Annotated in this window: 15 protein-coding genes and 1 pseudogene; 3 read left to right on the top strand and 13 right to left on the bottom strand. The window is 28.9% G+C overall.

The window, feature by feature from the left end; genetic code table 11:
• Positions 1-54: 54 nt before the first annotated feature.
• A pseudogene (gene tyrS / locus Q0V24_RS14880) lies at positions 55-1,107 on the top strand (tyrosine--tRNA ligase); the annotation flags it as partial.
• A 97-nt stretch (positions 1,108-1,204) separates the two neighbouring features.
• Here tyrS and Q0V24_RS14875 read toward each other — a convergent pair.
• Positions 1,205-2,131, bottom strand: a complete 927-nt coding sequence (locus Q0V24_RS14875) for a hypothetical protein (protein ID WP_297522598.1) — start codon at positions 2,129-2,131, stop codon at positions 1,205-1,207.
• A 150-nt stretch (positions 2,132-2,281) separates the two neighbouring features.
• Complete coding sequence (locus tag Q0V24_RS14870; RefSeq protein ID WP_297522596.1) at positions 2,282-2,656, bottom strand: hypothetical protein; 375 nt, start codon at positions 2,654-2,656, stop codon at positions 2,282-2,284.
• Between the two features lie 184 nt (positions 2,657-2,840).
• Between Q0V24_RS14870 and Q0V24_RS14865 the strand changes: the two genes are divergently transcribed.
• On the top strand, positions 2,841-3,029 hold the full coding sequence (locus Q0V24_RS14865; protein ID WP_297522594.1) for a ferredoxin: 189 nt from the start codon (positions 2,841-2,843) through the stop codon (positions 3,027-3,029).
• 162 nt (positions 3,030-3,191) lie between these two features.
• Here Q0V24_RS14865 and Q0V24_RS14860 read toward each other — a convergent pair whose 3' ends face one another.
• Positions 3,192-4,148 carry an ROK family protein gene (locus Q0V24_RS14860; RefSeq protein ID WP_297522592.1) on the bottom strand — a complete coding sequence of 319 codons (957 nt, stop codon included), beginning with the start codon at positions 4,146-4,148 and terminating at the stop codon, positions 3,192-3,194.
• 278 nt (positions 4,149-4,426) lie between these two features.
• Between Q0V24_RS14860 and Q0V24_RS14855 the strand changes: the two genes are divergently transcribed.
• Positions 4,427-5,812 (top strand): sugar porter family MFS transporter, encoded by a 1,386-nt coding sequence (locus Q0V24_RS14855; protein WP_297522590.1) that lies wholly within the window; start codon positions 4,427-4,429, stop codon positions 5,810-5,812.
• 273 nt (positions 5,813-6,085) lie between these two features.
• On the opposite strand, the gene Q0V24_RS14850 is transcribed toward Q0V24_RS14855, so the two are convergent.
• The 10 genes from Q0V24_RS14850 to Q0V24_RS14805 all read right to left on the bottom strand — a co-directional run.
• A complete protein-coding gene (locus Q0V24_RS14850; RefSeq protein WP_297522588.1) occupies positions 6,086-6,808 on the bottom strand; it encodes a Bax inhibitor-1/YccA family protein in 723 nt (240 codons plus the stop codon).
• 117 nt (positions 6,809-6,925) lie between these two features.
• On the bottom strand, positions 6,926-7,489 hold the full coding sequence (locus Q0V24_RS14845) for a sigma-70 family RNA polymerase sigma factor (RefSeq protein WP_297522586.1): 564 nt from the start codon (positions 7,487-7,489) through the stop codon (positions 6,926-6,928).
• A 142-nt stretch (positions 7,490-7,631) separates the two neighbouring features.
• Positions 7,632-8,330: an N-acetylmuramoyl-L-alanine amidase gene (locus Q0V24_RS14840; protein ID WP_297522584.1), complete on the bottom strand. Its 699-nt coding sequence runs from the start codon at positions 8,328-8,330 to the stop codon at positions 7,632-7,634.
• A gap of 151 nt (positions 8,331-8,481) precedes the next feature.
• Positions 8,482-9,723 (bottom strand): enterotoxin, encoded by a 1,242-nt coding sequence (locus tag Q0V24_RS14835; protein ID WP_297522583.1) that lies wholly within the window; start codon positions 9,721-9,723, stop codon positions 8,482-8,484.
• Complete coding sequence (locus tag Q0V24_RS14830) at positions 9,711-11,033, bottom strand: enterotoxin (protein WP_297522581.1); 1,323 nt, start codon at positions 11,031-11,033, stop codon at positions 9,711-9,713. Before Q0V24_RS14830 ends, Q0V24_RS14835 begins: the two co-directional genes overlap by 13 nt.
• 225 nt (positions 11,034-11,258) lie before the next feature.
• On the bottom strand, positions 11,259-12,179 hold the full coding sequence (locus Q0V24_RS14825) for a hypothetical protein (RefSeq protein ID WP_297522580.1): 921 nt from the start codon (positions 12,177-12,179) through the stop codon (positions 11,259-11,261).
• A complete protein-coding gene (locus tag Q0V24_RS14820; protein WP_297522578.1) occupies positions 12,179-13,096 on the bottom strand; it encodes an RICIN domain-containing protein in 918 nt (305 codons plus the stop codon). Before Q0V24_RS14820 ends, Q0V24_RS14825 begins: the two co-directional genes overlap by 1 nt.
• An 11-nt stretch (positions 13,097-13,107) precedes the next feature.
• Positions 13,108-14,019, bottom strand: coding sequence for an RICIN domain-containing protein (locus tag Q0V24_RS14815; protein WP_297522576.1), 912 nt, complete (start codon positions 14,017-14,019; stop codon positions 13,108-13,110).
• Between the two features lie 167 nt (positions 14,020-14,186).
• Positions 14,187-16,352: a hypothetical protein gene (locus Q0V24_RS14810; protein WP_297522574.1), complete on the bottom strand. Its 2,166-nt coding sequence runs from the start codon at positions 16,350-16,352 to the stop codon at positions 14,187-14,189.
• Positions 16,353-16,569: 217 nt separating this feature from the next.
• On the bottom strand, positions 16,570-17,112 hold a 543-nt coding region (locus Q0V24_RS14805; RefSeq protein WP_297522572.1), incomplete at its 5' end, for a transposase.

Genomic DNA, 17,112 nt, shown 5'->3' with positions numbered 1-17,112 from the left:
GTCTTAAAAATTATATCATAAAACAAATATTGGAAGTATTAGCCTGATGGGTATGAGCAACATGGACATAGACCAATTGTTTTAATTGGTGGTGGAACAGTTACTATTGGCGATCCAAGCGGTAAAGCTGATATGAGAAAAATGCTTACTGATGAAAAAATCCAAGAAAATGTTGATGGAATAAAAGATCAAATGAAAAGATTTATAGATTTTTCAGATGACAAGGCTATATTAGTTAATAATGCAGATTGGCTTAGAAATCTTAACTACATTGATTTCCTAAGAGAAGTAGGATCACAATTCACAGTTAACAAAATGCTTGCTGCAGATTGTTTTAAAACTAGATTTGCTCTTGAAAGAGGTTTATCATTCTTAGAATTTAACTACATGTTAATGCAAGCTTATGACTTCCTTATGCTTAATGAGAAATATGACTGTAAGATGGAACTTGGTGGAGATGACCAATGGTCAAATATGATTGCTGGTGTTGATTTAGTTAGAAAGAGAAAAAGCAAAAATGTATATGCAATGACTTGCAGTCTTTTAACTAATAGCGAGGGTGAAAAAATGGGTAAAACTGTTGGTGGAGCATTATGGCTTGATCCTAATAGAGTTTCTCCATTTGAATTCTTCCAATACTGGAGAAATATACAGGATGCTGATACTGAAAAATGTCTAAAGCTTCTTACATTTGTAGAAATAGATGAAATAAACAAACTATGTGCTATTGAAGGTTCAGCTATGAATGAAGCTAAAAAAGTTTTAGCTTTTGAAGTAACTAAATTAGTTCACGGAGAAGAAGAAGCTAAAAAAGCTCTTGAAACTTCAAACTCACTATTTAGTGGAAATGTTTCTGATGCAGAGCATATGCCAACAATAGAAATTACTAAAGAAGATGCTAAAGGAAAGCTTATAGATATTTTAGTTAAATCTGAATTTATCCCTTCTAAGTCACAAGCTAGAAGACTTATAGAACAAAATGGTCTATCATTAAATGATGAGAAAATTACTGATGTTGATTTTACTTTAAGTGATATAAACTTTACTACTGGCTATGCAATAGTCAAAAAGGGTAAAAAGATATTTTCTAAATTAATTATAAAATAATAAATTAAAAGATAACTTGAGTGAAAAAACTCAAATTATCTTTTTTATAGACACGACATTATTGTAGTTCTTAATATTAGTATATTTTATATTTATTCTACCAACCTCTACTTAAATCACCAGTCTTAAAGCTATTATATATAGTAGTTGTTACTCCATCAAAAACCTTAGCATCCCCTGATGGAGATTTTAAAGTAAAAGTATTTATAGAACCCGTACCTAAAGCTGTTTTACTATAAAAATTATATCCACCTTCAGCCCAAGATATAACATACGAATTATTAGCAAGACTTTTATAAACCACATTAGGTGTTGTTTTTATAGCCTCATTATACAAATCTTTTATATTATAATTCATTATATTATTGCCACCTGATACAACTAAAGAAACAGAACCATCAAAAGTTTGTAACATTACCCCATCCCCATTAGCAGGATAATCAGTCTCAGTTAAAAAACTTGGATAACTTATTGAAAATCCATATCTAGAATTTTTATAATATTGATATGAAAAATTACTGTACTTACTAACCTCAGCTCCATTATTTACACTTGGAGTCTTTGTATTGTTATTATTATTTCTATCACTTTCATTTTTAAGAGCTTTCTTTTCTTCCTCAAGTTTTGAAATTTCTGCCTCTAGCTTTGCTTTTGCCGCATCACTTTCTTTTTTCTCATTCTCCACTTTTTCTAAAATCAAATCATCTATTTTCTTATTTAACTTATCTATATTAGCACCATCATAAAAAACATCAATAAGTATAACATCATCCTGAACCTCTAAGTAATTCTCACTATTTAAATATTTCTCCTTACTTACTAAATCACTACTAATAACTAGATTTACATTTTCTAAAAAATCTTTATCACTTTTATTTTCAATATATATATCACCTGCTGCTCTGTACTCTCCAGCATTAAACTTACTATTAAAACTTACAATTACTTCATCATTACTTTTTGGAAGTCCACACCCCACAAAAAACAATATTGGAATTAAAAGACTTAAATACTTTAACTTCATTTTAGCCATCCCCTTTTTATTACTTAATTTATTTTTCACCATAATTTCCTAACTATATTAAAATATTCATAACTCCACTTTTTTGCTATAAATATTATCTAAAAAAACAAAAAAAGCCACATCAGATTTCTCTGATATAACTTTTGCACCTTAATATTCACCATTTAAAAACATTTGAAGTAACTCACCAATATTATGACCAGTCGCACCAATCATTTTACTTCTTAAATCTTTGCTTATAGGAGTTCTTCCATACATAATGAACCCATATAAACCTTCTTCATAAAATATGTACTCACTTGGTTTAAATTCAATAATATTACTCTCTAGTTTATTAGTATGTTTTATAATTTCATACTCTAAACCTTCTTCAAATCCTTCTCTCTCTATACATTCCTTAATAATTTCAGTAACTTTCTCATACCCAACTGCTTCTACAACCTCGCAAGCTCTCCAAGCAAGTCTACCATTTAACTTCCCTGGTTTCACACCAAGATTTTCTAATCCTAAAAAAAATTCACCCATAAATTCTCATCACTCCATTCTTACCTCTTAGTATAAACAAAATAAAATAAATTATTCATAAATTTTTCTATTACTTCAATTTAAACTTTATGTTATTATAGACAAGTATTTCAAATACTATATATTGAAATTTACTAACCACAAATATATAAAAATTAAATCAAATTAAATGGAGGTGCTTTTTATGAAAGCTACAATTGATAGAGACCTATGCATTAGCTGTGGAGTTTGCGAAGGTAAATGTCCTCAAGTTTTTGAATTAGATGATGAATGCATTGCAATTTCTATAGTAGAAGAAATTGACCCTAAAGACCTTGTTCTAGCAAAAAAAACTATGAAAACTTGTCCTGTAAATGCAATTGATATAAAATAAAAAACTCTTAATAACTTAAATTTAAAAAAGGCCACATTAGATTTCTCTAATGTGGCTAAAATTATATAAACTAGTTGAATTTCTTAATTTCAATAAACTTCTTATTAGTTTTATTCATATGATTTTTCCAAGCTATAAAACCAACTAATTCAGGTGGCAATGTTATAAATTCTTTTTACCATTAAGCAAAGCTAATGAAATAGCACCTAAAACACCAGCATCTATACCAAGTGTAGCTTTTACTATCTCACAATTATCACTCATGATTTTAAAGTTTCTTCTTCTAACAATATTTCTAACTTTTTCAAATATTATCTCTCCAGCATTAGAAACCCCACCACCGATAATAATCATTTCAGGGTCAAACATAGTAATAACATTTGCAATACCCACCCCAAGATAATTAAGAGCATTATCTATAATTTCATTTGCAATTACATCCCCATTTTTAGCCTCTACAAACACCTCATAAGAAGTAACTTTATCATATTGTCTAAGTGAAGTCTCAGCTTTACTTGCAATTGCAGTATTCGCAGCTTTAGCTATTGCAGTTCCAGAAGATAAAGCTTCTAAACAGCCATAATTTCCACATCCACAAATAGGTCCATTAATATCTACTGTCATATGACCAATCTCTAAAGCATTTGAAGTGTTACCATGATAAAGATCACCATTAACAATAGCTCCACCACCAACACCAGTGCTCACAGTCACATAAATTATATTCTTTTTATCTTTTCCAGCACCAAGAAGATACTCACCAATCGTTGCAACATTTGCATCATTATCAAGATAAAAATCAACATCAAATATTTTTTTCAATTCACTGATAATCTTAAAATTAGCAAATGGAAGATTAGGGCTTGTAATTATTTCTCCCTCATCTAAATCAAGAACACCAGGTGATCCAATTCCAATACACAAAACTTCATCTAATGTTGTTTTTTCCTCAATTATAACCTTTTCTATTGATGTTATAATATTCTCCAACACTTTTGCTTCTCCAAGATTAGCTTCTGTTGGCATTGTAAATAAACTTTGTACCTTTCCATCAAGATTAGCAATAGCAGTACTTATTTTAGTTCCACCAAGATCAATTCCTATAACATATTTTTTCATAAAATCCCTCCTAAGTTTTTGTTTAAGTAAAATTAATTTATATTAATTCTATATTAATATTATGAACTAATAGTGTATTTTATTTAAATAAAATTAATTTGTATTGATAATTTTTCTATATTAACATTATGAACTAATGGTATATTTTATTCAAATAAAATTAATATTGTACAAATTTTATTAACATCTTGCTATTAAACAATAACTATTATATAATACTAATAATAATAATAAAATGAAAACGATTGCTAAATAAAAGAAAGAAAGGGATGATTACTATGACAAAAAAGAATACATCTTCATTTAAATTAAACAGTAATATTATTTTTATTATCGGAGCACTTGGTGGTTTATTATTTGGATTTGATACCGGTATTATATCTGGCGCATCACCACTTATCCAAAAATCACTTCATTTAACAATTCCTGAAATTAGTTTTGTAACTTCGGCGGTTCTTATAGGATCTATGATTGGTGCTCTATCTATTGGTGGACTATCTGATAAATATGGACGAAAGGTCCTTTTATTTATTGCTTCAATACTATTTATAATTGGATCATTACTGTCAGCTTTTGCACCTAATTTTACAGTTATTATAATAGCTAGAATTATATTAGGTTTAGCTGTTGGGTCTGCATCAGCATTAACACCTGCTTACTTAGCAGAGCTTGCACCTACAGAAAGACGTGGTTCTCTAGAAACACTTTTCCAACTTATGATTACTGCTGGAATTTTATTAGCATACACAGCTAATATCGCACTTATTAATCATAATATTGGAGGATGGGCAGATTGGAGATGGATGCTTGCAACAGCACTTATTCCAGCTATAGCATTATTTATTGGTAGTATGGTTCTTCCTGAATCACCACGTTATCTTATTCGTGCTGGTAAAAATGAAGAATCACTTAAAGTATTAACACAATTAAGACCTAATTATACTACTAAACAAATACAATCAGAGCTTTCTGATATACAAAATGCTGATTCTAAAGTACGTAAAGGTGGAGTAAAAGAACTATTTACAATAGCTCGTCCAGCTCTTATAGCCGCTGTCGGAATTATGTTATTCCAACAACTAGTAGGAATTAATGCTGTTATTTACTATCTACCACAAGTTTTTATGAAAGGATTCCATTTCTCAGCAAGTTCAGCTATCTGGATTTCTGTAGGTATAGGTATTGTTAACTTCCTAGCAACAATTGTAGCTACTCTTATTATGGATAAATTCCCACGTAAGAAATTACTTGTATGGGGTGCTATAGCAATGGGTCTTGCACTTGGTATATTAAGTATTATCAACTATACAATGAGTATTGAAACAGCTGCAGTATATTCTATGATTCTTATAGCAATCTATATTTGTGCATTTGCACTTTCATGGGGACCTATAGCTTGGGTACTTATTGGTGAAATATTCCCATTAAACGTTCGTGGAGTTGGAGCTTCATTTGGATCTGCTGCAAACTGGTTAGGGAATTTTATTGTAACACAATTCTTTTTAACTATACTTGTTCTTTTCCATAATAACATAGGTGGACCTTTTGGAATTTTTGCTATATTCTCATTCCTTGCAATTCCATTTGTACTACGCTTTATTCCAGAAACTCGTGGAAAATCACTTGAAAAAATACAAGATGAATTACTTAATCGTAAGAAATAAAAAAACTACTATAAGTCAATTTATCCTTATTCAAATATAAATAATAAAATGGCATCTTCGGATGCCATTTTTTTGTTTTAAGATAAAATTAAAAAAGCTATATTAAATTTCTCGGTTCTTTCTCATCTTTGGGTAAATATAATAATTAACACATCACAAAAGGGCATCCGAAAATGCCCTTTTGTTGTATACTTGTTTTTTTATACCCATACTTGAGTAAGAACCGATTTCTCTAACATAGCTTAAAATTTATTTCATAAACTTATATTCTCTTTAATCTCTAGAATTAAGTTGAGTTAATAGCTGTAAAATTTGAATATATAACCAAATTAAAGTTACTGTTAATCCAAACGCACAATACCACTCCATATACTTAGGTTCACCAGCTCTTGCCCCTTTAACTATACTATCAAAATCTATTAATAATGATAAAGTTGCTATTGCTATAACAAACAATGAAAAACCTATTCCTATACTTCCATTTCCATAAAGCGGTACCTGAATACCAAAGAAACCTAATATTATGCTAACTAAACCTATTCCAAGTATAGATAACATTGCTACAAAAACAAACTTTTGTACTCTAGATGCTAAATTAGGGAATAAACCATATACAATAAGTGCTGCTACTGTAACTATAATTGTTATTAAAACAGCTTGCATAGCTATCCCTGGATATACTTGATTTAATAGATTTGCAAATGCTCCAAGAGCAAACCCTTCAACAGCTGCATATATTATAGCAGTAAATCTAGCTATTTTAGGCTTAAATGATGTTACAATAGCTACACCTCCTCCAATTATAAAAGCAACTGTTAAAACTGAACTATACGTCGTAGCTGTTATACTATAACTATACATAAATGATACTGCAACAATAATCATTAGAAGTAAAACTTTTATAACAGTCCCACTTATAGTCATCTGCGCTTCATATGATTCTTCTTTTGCAAGATTCAAAGCATTCCTTATTAATGGATTTCCTTTACTTTTCATAAATCCCCCTCCTATCTTTATCCTTTGTAAAAATAAAAAACTAGAATTTAAACACTAAAATCTACTTTTTTCTATTTCTATTATTATATCATATTCCTAAACTTTAAAATAAATATGTTACTCAAGATGCGTTCTAATCCAATTTAAAATAAAATCTCTTCTCTTTCTTACAAGATAATACTTTGTTCCTGTTTTTCTAGACCACTCACTTATTGATTTATTCTCAAAATATAAAAATCTTAATAGCTCTAAATCATCCTTTGACATCCCAGATAATAAATCTATTAATTCCCTCTTTAGTGAATTTTTAATAACTTCATCATCAGTTAACTTATCACTTGCTAAAACATCTAAAAGGTCTATATCTACACCAATTTTAATATCTAAACTTGCCTCAAACTTGGTTTTCATAACCACTCTTAGCATATTATTAAAATTATTTTTTATAGCCCTATCTAAATATGATGTAAAATTCCCCTTACTACTTAAATCATACTTATCAATCGCTATAAGTGTTGTAAAACTTGCAATTTGTATTAAATCCTCAGTTTCATATCCTCTAATAAAATACGATCTAGATCTATTTATAATCATTGGTTGATATTTTTCTATAATATATTCTTTAGCTCTGCTCTCACCCTTCTTTGCTGCAACTAAAACCTCATATAAATCAATTTCCATTTATATCCCCCCATTAGCTTATACTTAAATTATAATCGAACGTATGTTCGATTTCAAGTGTAAAGTTTTATTTTATTCACCTACACTATCTATATATGCATTAATAAGGAGTTTTTCAAAAATAATTTAAATTTTTTTCAAATCAACCTCTTTTAATAAAACTAGTAACACCTAAACTCTGGATTTTCTCCTGCTGCTTTAAAGCATTAATTCTATCTTTATAAACACCACAAACAACCCTATACAAATCATCTCCATCCTCAAAATTACTCTCCTCATTAGTTTCATGCCTATACTCTATTCCTAAAGTCTTTAAAATCCCTCTAACTAAACAAATGCAATATGCCTCAATTTCATGATCCTCATCAAAATTTCTAATATCAAGTTTATTATCTATAAAAGCCATCTCTGCAATAACCGCTGGGCAATTAGTTTCTCTAATAAAACCAAAGTAATCCCTACCATCAACATTCACCTTAGTCTTAATCCCTCTAGACTTATAACCTCTACAAACTATTTCATCATTTATATTCCTAGCAAAAGAATCCCCAATTGCAGATGACACAACACTATGAAAAACCTCAAACCCACTTCCACCACCAGCATTAGTATGCAAATCAACAGCTAAATCAGGATTAAATAGATTACTCTCATAAACCTCATCACGAGTAGAATCATCCTCATCCTTATACCTAGATAGCATAACAAGTACACCATGCCTTTTTAAATGCTTCTCACAAAACAAACCCTGCTTTAAATTTAAATCTTTCTCCCTTAATCCATTTCCAATAGCACCACAGTCAGAACCACCATGACCTATACCTAAAAAAACTTTCTTCATACAACAAACTCCCCCTCTACATATAATATTTTCACTAACTACATATGCAATAAAAGGATACTTTTCAAAAAACATAAAACTTCTTTTATAAATTAAATTTCTAAATAATTAAAGCCACATTAGATTTCACTAACATGGCTTCAATATTTAATTATTCCCTCATAACTATTAAACTTATAAGATTTAAAGCTGCTGTTCCCCCTGATATATTTTTAAATATACAAAGAATTTCTCCCCTCTCTGAAAATAAAAAATATTTATTTTGAGAACCTATTCTAGAAATCGCTCCTGCAAATCTTAATTTTTTTATATTTCCAACTGAGTCCCTTTCCACAAAATAAAATTTACCAGAGTGAATACCTTCTACTACTGAAAATTGAACTCTTCTTGAACCAATACTTGGAACATTAAACTTTATACCTGTTTTTAAACTTGAATTGTTAGATATAACTTGCCAACTAGGTCCAATTGAATCTTCTATACTTGTATTTTTCAGTATATTTCCCAGACTTGTTGATATATTTCTAAACTTTATTTTAGGCTGAATACTAGTTCTTGCTCCTACCTTTAAAATATATTCATGCCCATTTTCAAGATTTGCAAAAATACTTCCATTTGAATATCCTACTGTTTCTGCTACCTTCACTAATCTTTTTCTCTCATCTACTTTAAATAATATCATTGCATCATTTTTAAGCTGTGTACTAATTTCATAAACACCTACTGTAAATGATTGGAAAAATATATTTATAATTTCTTTCTTTCCATAATTTTGTGTTATATATACCTTATCACCATATATTTTAAGCCCTTTTTCTACTTTTCCATTTGGTTCAATTATTTGAACTGGTTTTACATGTTCTACATCATATATGCATCTATCTACCACTTCATCTAAATTTCTAGTTAGAATTCTACTGTTACTACTTCTTTGACTTGTCATATCTGTTGTAAATGTTTTTAAATAAAGACCTGTAGGTGTATAATTTATCCCCTTATTTTTTATCACCCCACCTACAATTTTAATTATTATGTCCTTGCAGTAAGTTTTATATAACCTTCCAAATGCTCTTTTTCCAATTGGACTTGTATATAAATAATCATATTGAATAGCATTTTTTGTTTCACTTTTTAAACCAGTTGATAATTCTATACTTGCTTGAATCAAACCTGCTGTAAATTCTGTACTTGCCGAAAAGGTAACTTCTGTTATTGTTTCCACCTCAGTTCTTCCACCAAGTCCCAAAACGCCTCCATTCTCTGTCACACCACTAGCTACTATATCAATTGGTTTGTTCCCTCTAATCCAACCATCTCCATATTCCAATAAATAATATCCATCTTGTAGTCCAGTTATATCTATCTCTTCATTTAAAACTTTTATTTTCCCCATACTTCTTTCCCCCTTTGCTCACTAGTGACACTTATATCAACTGAATCTAAAAACTCTCCAACCCCTTTAAATACAAGGAAATATTTTTTATTTGCTTGTAATACAAATGTTTTAGCTCTTGAGTTAATTAAAGTTTTTGCTGTGCTAATAACATCATTATTCACTAAATCAAATTCAACAATATCTAAATTTAAAAAATTTGAACTTTTTACTTCAAATATTTTTTCAATACTTTGATTTTCTAATATCCAAATTCGCTTTTCATATTTTTTTAATCTTATATTCTCTGAAAATTGCTCATTTAAATTTAACCCATCAATAATTGTAGCATTCGCGAATATAATATAATTAGCAACTTTTTCTCTAAATATTATTTTTTCTTTTATTGCTTTTATATTTTTAATTACTATAAGATATTTTTTCCCCTCACCAAAAAACACAAGTGCTTTTGTCGAATAATCTTTATTTACCTTACACTCAACCATAGTTTTAATAATACTGCCATCAGCTTGAATTTCATATATATCAAAACTATGTCCAGCATTTGCTACTGTTACCTCATAAATTTTATTTTCAGATACTACAAATTTACAATTTATATTTTTTCCAAGCTCATAAGTTTGAGTTTCATGTTCATATAATTCCCCAATAACTGTTAAAGTTGATGGTTCTTCTACATTTAAACTATTTACTAAGGCTTCTACTATTTCTAGCTCTTCACCTAGTGATCTATATGAATATTCTTCTAACTGCTCTAGTTTTATTTTAGTATTAGATTCTACTATTAACCTCTTCACATAAGTCCCAACTGGATAATATACAGATGCTATATCTATTATCTTATTATTTTTTACATTTATAACATCATATCTTTCATGTGTAACGAATACTCTTAAATGTATATCTTTATTATCTACAGCCATATCTCGTATAGTTGTTCTAATTGTTTCTCTTTTAGTTATATTAATATTAAAAGCTGTGCTTATATTAGCTTTTATAAAGCCATAATTAAATCCACCCGTTATCGTAATTCCAAAAGTACTTCCTGCACCTATAGTCTTTTCTTTTACATAATCAATCCCTGTAGATGTTGGGATATAAAGTGTTGTTATTATATCTTCTTTTTCGCCCCCTCTAATCCAGAAACTACCTCTTTTCACTGTATATACTCCATCTCTAACTTCTGTATTTTCTAAAGCTAGGTCCATCCCAAAATCATTAGCTTTAGGACTTTTCATATCTGTAAAAAATTTTATTTCTTTTGCATCTTGAAATATATTTTGTAAATTTATATCTAAATTTTGATTCATAACTGCTCCTCCATTTTCTATTCTTAAAGTTTTTCTAATCTAAACATTTGCTTGTAAAGTTATTCTATACGTTCCTTTATCCTAATTATATTCAAAGTTCCATTGCTCATTTGCATTATTAACAGAATCCCATAAAACTGCCTTAGCACTTCTATTTCCAACATGTAATCTTTTCTCATCATGTAATGCAGGTGCAATTATATACCTACCATTAACTGCTATATTTTATTGTTGATTTTTTTCTAAATAAAATCTTCTTAAAAATAATTCATCATAATTCTCTTGAAAAACATTTATATCTAATACTTTTACTTCAACGTTACCAATATTACTTCTATCCCTACTAATTACCCTATTTCCATTAATTTGATTTTTAATTTCATAACAATTAGGACTTATTTCTTTTAAAAACCAGTCTGAATAGTTTCCTTCTTGATTATCACTAAATAACTGTAAATTTTGTGATGTTGAATGTATTGAAAAGTATTCATTTTCTCTATTTTTACTTTTAAATTTATAGCAACCTTTATCAGCATCATAGGTAACAATCCAAATAGCTTTATCATCCCTATTACCTAAAATTACTTTATTATCATTTCCTCTACACTTTAAATACTGATTATCCTTATATGTTTTTAGATAATATTCTCCAACTTCTATTTCATCAGTTTTAAACTTATCTTCAAAACTTAGTTTTTCAATTTCAAAATGTGTATATATATCGCCTAAGCAATCATCTCCATCTATTATCCCTACATCATAACTAGGAATATATTGTTCATTTTCATAATTATATGAAACTTTTAAAACTTTAGTTCTATTCTTTAAGTTTATAAATACAACTTTATTTTTTTCAACATTTGATAAAACCCAAAAATTATTATCACTATTATCATTAGGAGTTACCGTTACAAAGTCACCAATTTGACCTTTTACATAACATAAAACACTAGAATATCCCATTTTATAATCTAAATTCATTAATAAAGGCTTAATTAAATATGCCTGTTTATTTTTATCATAAGAAAACTGCCATAACTGCTCATTTTTCCCTTTAAAATATTGTGTTTTAACTCCTCCATTATAAGATAGTGCTAAGGACCTATCAAAGCATGGACTTATTTTATAAATACTTCCAGAATCCATTATATTCCCACCTTTTCAAATATAAATTTTTGTTTATTATTATTATCTATATTGTTTGTTATCCCCGCAAAATCTTTAGTTTTTAAATCACTTCCAGTATTACTATTATCTACAGTTACTACAAAGCCTGGATATTTTTTATTTCTTATTTTATAAGTTTTATTATCAACTTTTATAAACTCCCAATATTGGTGTGGTTCATTTGTAAATACTTTCATCTGAGCTATTTGATTACCTAAGTCATAGGTAATAGCTAAACTTTCATCCTCAGCTGAAAGAATTTTGTATCCATCTTTTTTAGTATCATAAATTATTCTCCAGCGTTTTTTTTCATTATTAGATTCATCCCCAACCGCAACACTTGCATTTTGTGTTCTTTCCCAAACTTTTGAATGATTAATCTTTAATGCTACTTTATAAAGCCCATCATCTATTTGTGTAGTTCCAAATAAATCATTGATATTAACTTCTGATACTATAAGCTTAAAACTATCTAATATATTTTCATCACTTTGAAGCTTTAAATAATATGCCTCAGCTTCTAAATTTTCTGTTCCTGTTTCAATATATGATATATAGCTATTTAAAAAAGCTAAATTTATAAACATATAACTTCCATCTATATTCTCAAAAACTTTCCAATAGTGAGCATCTGATGCATCTGCAGATATTACTAGAAAAAATCCCCTTTGCTCATCCCCCATATATGAAAGTACTTTTTCACCTTGTCTATTGTAATAATCATAATCTCTAAGTGATATTATTTCATATGCTTTTTTACTTTCTACATATTTGAACTGCCATAACTGGTCGACATCACAATTCCATAATTCCATTTTCACATCTGCTTTATGTGAAAGAGATAAACTTTGATTATTTAAAGGACTAATTTTATATATAAATTTTTCATTAACCATAAATATTCTCCTTACTTAATATCAAATATTTGATTTATTTTATTTTCAAATGAACTTACTATAAGTTCTGTAAGATTTACTGCTAAATTTCCATTAGATGTTATAACCATATTTTCATCCTCTGCCGACCTTATTACTATCCCTTTATTACAAATCTTAATTATCCACTTTTGATTCGCAGTATTTCCATCACCTTGAACCATAAGTAAATTATCCTCTTTATTCCATGTTAAAATTAAGCTCTGATTATATACTGTTTTTATTTTATAAAATCCACTTGTTGCATCATAAATAAAATTCCATTTTTGATTATTATCACTAGTTGTTCTATTTTCAAAAAGAATAACTTTCTTATCAGTTGTTGCTTTACAATCCAAAACTCTCGTAGAATCAATTTTCGAATGTATTTTATATATCCCTTCTCTTAAATTCATCCTACTATTTTTATCTAAATTTAAAGGTTTAATATCAAATCTTTGCGAATTACTTCTATGCGTATCTAAATCTTGAAGTTCATATAAATGCAGCTTTGATTCTCCATCATTTACATTTGAATTTAAAACTTCTAAAGCTAAACTTTCATCTGCCCCATTAATAATCACGAACGTATCATCATTTAATTGTAAAATCCTCCAATACTGCTCCTCCAAATCTCTATAAAGTTCCATAGACACTTTATTTTCTCCATTAGTTGGAACATAAGTTAAAACTTTTTCATTTGCAATACCATCTAAACTACTAGAATTTAGACTCATTATTTTATATCCATCTCTTATTGGGTTATAAATAAATTGCCATAATTGATCTACCTTACTTCCCCAAATTTTAACCCCAACTGAATTATCAGTTTTCACATACATATTCTTTTCATTGCTAAGTCTTGTAGTAATTGTACATATAAAGTCATCCGTTAAATATTTCATTCTAATTCCTCCTAAATCTTTTTTTCACTATCTATATATGCAAAAAATATAACTTTTTTAAAAAATCACAAAAATAAATCTTTCTAACAAATATATTTTCAAGGAAAGCAATTCAAATTCCACACAAAAAAAGCCATATCAGATTTCTCCAATATGGCTTCAACATTCTATCCTAAAATAACTCTCTCTCTTAAAACTCCAATAACATACTTCTCTATATTCTCAATAATACCAGCAGCAAATCCATCTTTTAAATTATAAAAATCACCACTAAAATCAACTTCCATTTTATCTATATCTAAAATACATTCAAATAATTGTTTCAAATAGTTCTCAAAGATAACCCCCTCTCCTGCTAATACAAATTCCCTCTTCATCTGATTAAGTACATTATCATATAAAACTTTCCTAACAACTTCCCTAGCAAGATTACTTTTTTGCTTTACCACCATTTCCACAAACTTCTTTCTATTTACACTATCAAATCTTATACCCTTAATCTCTATAGCTTCTTCAACTATTTCCTTAAACACAACATCACTTAATATATTTTTTATATTTGATGGGAACTGAACATTAATTCCTCTACTTCCCATATCACACCTACTAACATATATAATCCCCTCACCAATCATAAGTTTTCTCTCAAACTTACCCAAAGCATCAGGACCAATATTCATACCAAAATTTTCTAAAATATTTTGCTTCATAGCACCTACATGCTTTTTGCCCTCAGCACTATCAAAAGCTTTCTCTACAATTCTCTTAATAACTTTATTACTTACAATAACCTCTATATCTTTAAAACCATTATCCAGTCTGCACTCTATACTCTTACTCCCCAAATAAGACTTAGCCATCCCATCAATAATCATCTCAACATTCTTACTAGGTTTATACTCATCTATAAACTCCTTCTCTAGCCCCTTCACAAGTTTAGAAAATGAATTATTCACATAAATCTCTAACTTCTTTTTCTTATGCTCCTGATTCTTACTTAAAGCTTCCTTAACATCACTTAACATCTCACTATACTTACTTAAAATCTTCGTAACATCAAGCTTCTCACTAAAATCATAAAAACTCTCACCATCAATCCCCAAAATATCATCACAAATAATAGGTCTAGCCCTATCAATAGCCATATCAATCTTATTATGAATTACAAATAAAGGCATCCTCTTATTAAAACTAGCACTAATATCCCCAATCAAATTATCATTCTCACTATTACCACCTAAATAATCCCGAAGACAAATAACCCCACTAATATTCTTCTCAAACATAAACTCCTCAACAACCGCAAACTTGTCATCACGAGTAAAATCATCATCAAAATTATAATTATAATCATAAACACTAATGCAAGCCATACCCATACTATCAACAAAGCAGCTATCCTCATGAGCCTTTATAATATCCTCAACATACTCATTCATAGGAATACTCACTACAATCTCATCAACCAAAAGTCTATAACTATCATCATTAAAAACTCTATCTAAAAAGGCCACATCATTCTCTAACTCCTCACTAGAGAAACTCCTATAATAATACTTTTCATCATAGCTAAAACAATCCTTACTCTCCCCAAACTCTTTAATCACTTTATCTAAAAAACTAGAATTAACATAATCAAATAATTCTAAAAAGCTAGAATTCTTTCCAAATAACTCCCTCTTAGAAATTCCCACCGCCGAAATAACCCTATCTCGAACCTCACATCTAATAGACTCCCTAATAGCACTCTCACTATTTTTATCATTCCTACTAAGCCTATTCTTTGACACATTATACAAATAAGCCATCCTAGCCCCAGTAAAACCACTCCTATAATCCTCAAGAAGAGTATCCTTATTTCTTAAAATACCAGCACTAAACACACTACTAAGATTTCCATCAAACTCTCCCATAGTACCAACAATAGTCCCATAAACCTTAGACTTAAAATACTCATAAACATCATAATCACTAGCATCACCATTTCTAAACTTTAAAACAGCACTACAATAACTATCCAAAACCACAGATTGGAACTGCCCCCTTAAATAAATAGAATCCCGAAGCCTAACACCAATAACCAATCTATTATCAGTAACATCCCCACTCACAATATTAAACTTAACATATCTATTATTTAAACGCCTACACTTCTTACCCTGACTAGAACCAACCAAAACTTTTGAAACCCTCTTTGAAAACTCCTTACCAAACAAACTAGCAATAACAGTTGTCTTTCCAGACCCCTTACTCCCCATAATCATCATAGTATTTGAATTTTCTATATTTATATTAAAACCTCTATTTTCTAATTTAATATTCTGTTTATCCATAATTATATTTCTGCTACTCAAAATATGGACAAATATATCCATATCGAGATTTTTACTGTTTCTTCGCACCTCATTTTGCCAAAGCTACTCTGATTTGATATAGCACTATGTGAACAACAAAGTGATTCACATAAAAGCAAAGTTTTTTGTTCTCTACTTTTCCACAGTCATAAATTCCCGCCTAGCCAACGGTACATATACAAATATCTATTTTACATTAGATTATTTTGTATTCTTTACAATCTCTTAAATTATATGATGCTTGTAAATCTCTATCACATACATAGCCACAACTACATCTATATATTCTATCTGATAACTTTAAATCAGATTTTATACTTCCACAACTATTACAAAGTTTAGATGATGGAAACCACCTACTCACCTTTCTTATTTCAATTCCATTTTGCTTAGCCTTTGAAATAAGTTTAATTGTTAAATCATATAGTTTTTGTTTTGCTATGGCCTTTGATAGATGTCTATTCTTCATCATTCCACTAACATTTAAATCTTCAATAGTTATAAAAACTGGTTTGATTTTCACAAGTTCTGCAACTATTTTATTATTATAATTATTCCTAATATTAGTTAATCTTTGATGATATTTTTGTACTTTAGCTATTTGTTTTTGGATATTTTGTCTAGTAGCTTCTCCTTTTTCTTTATTTTTTCTAAGTTTTAAACTTTCATATTTTCTTGAAAGAGTTCTTTGTTCTATTTTAAGTTTCTGTTGCTCTGTTGGTTTTATCTCGGTTTTGTA

The sequence above is a fragment of the uncultured Clostridium sp. genome, assembly GCF_947039605.1.
Classification (GTDB): domain Bacteria; phylum Bacillota; class Clostridia; order Clostridiales; family Clostridiaceae; genus Sarcina.
The sequence above is the reverse complement of the archived record's forward strand: the minus strand, read 5'-3'. Positions and strand labels throughout refer to the sequence as shown.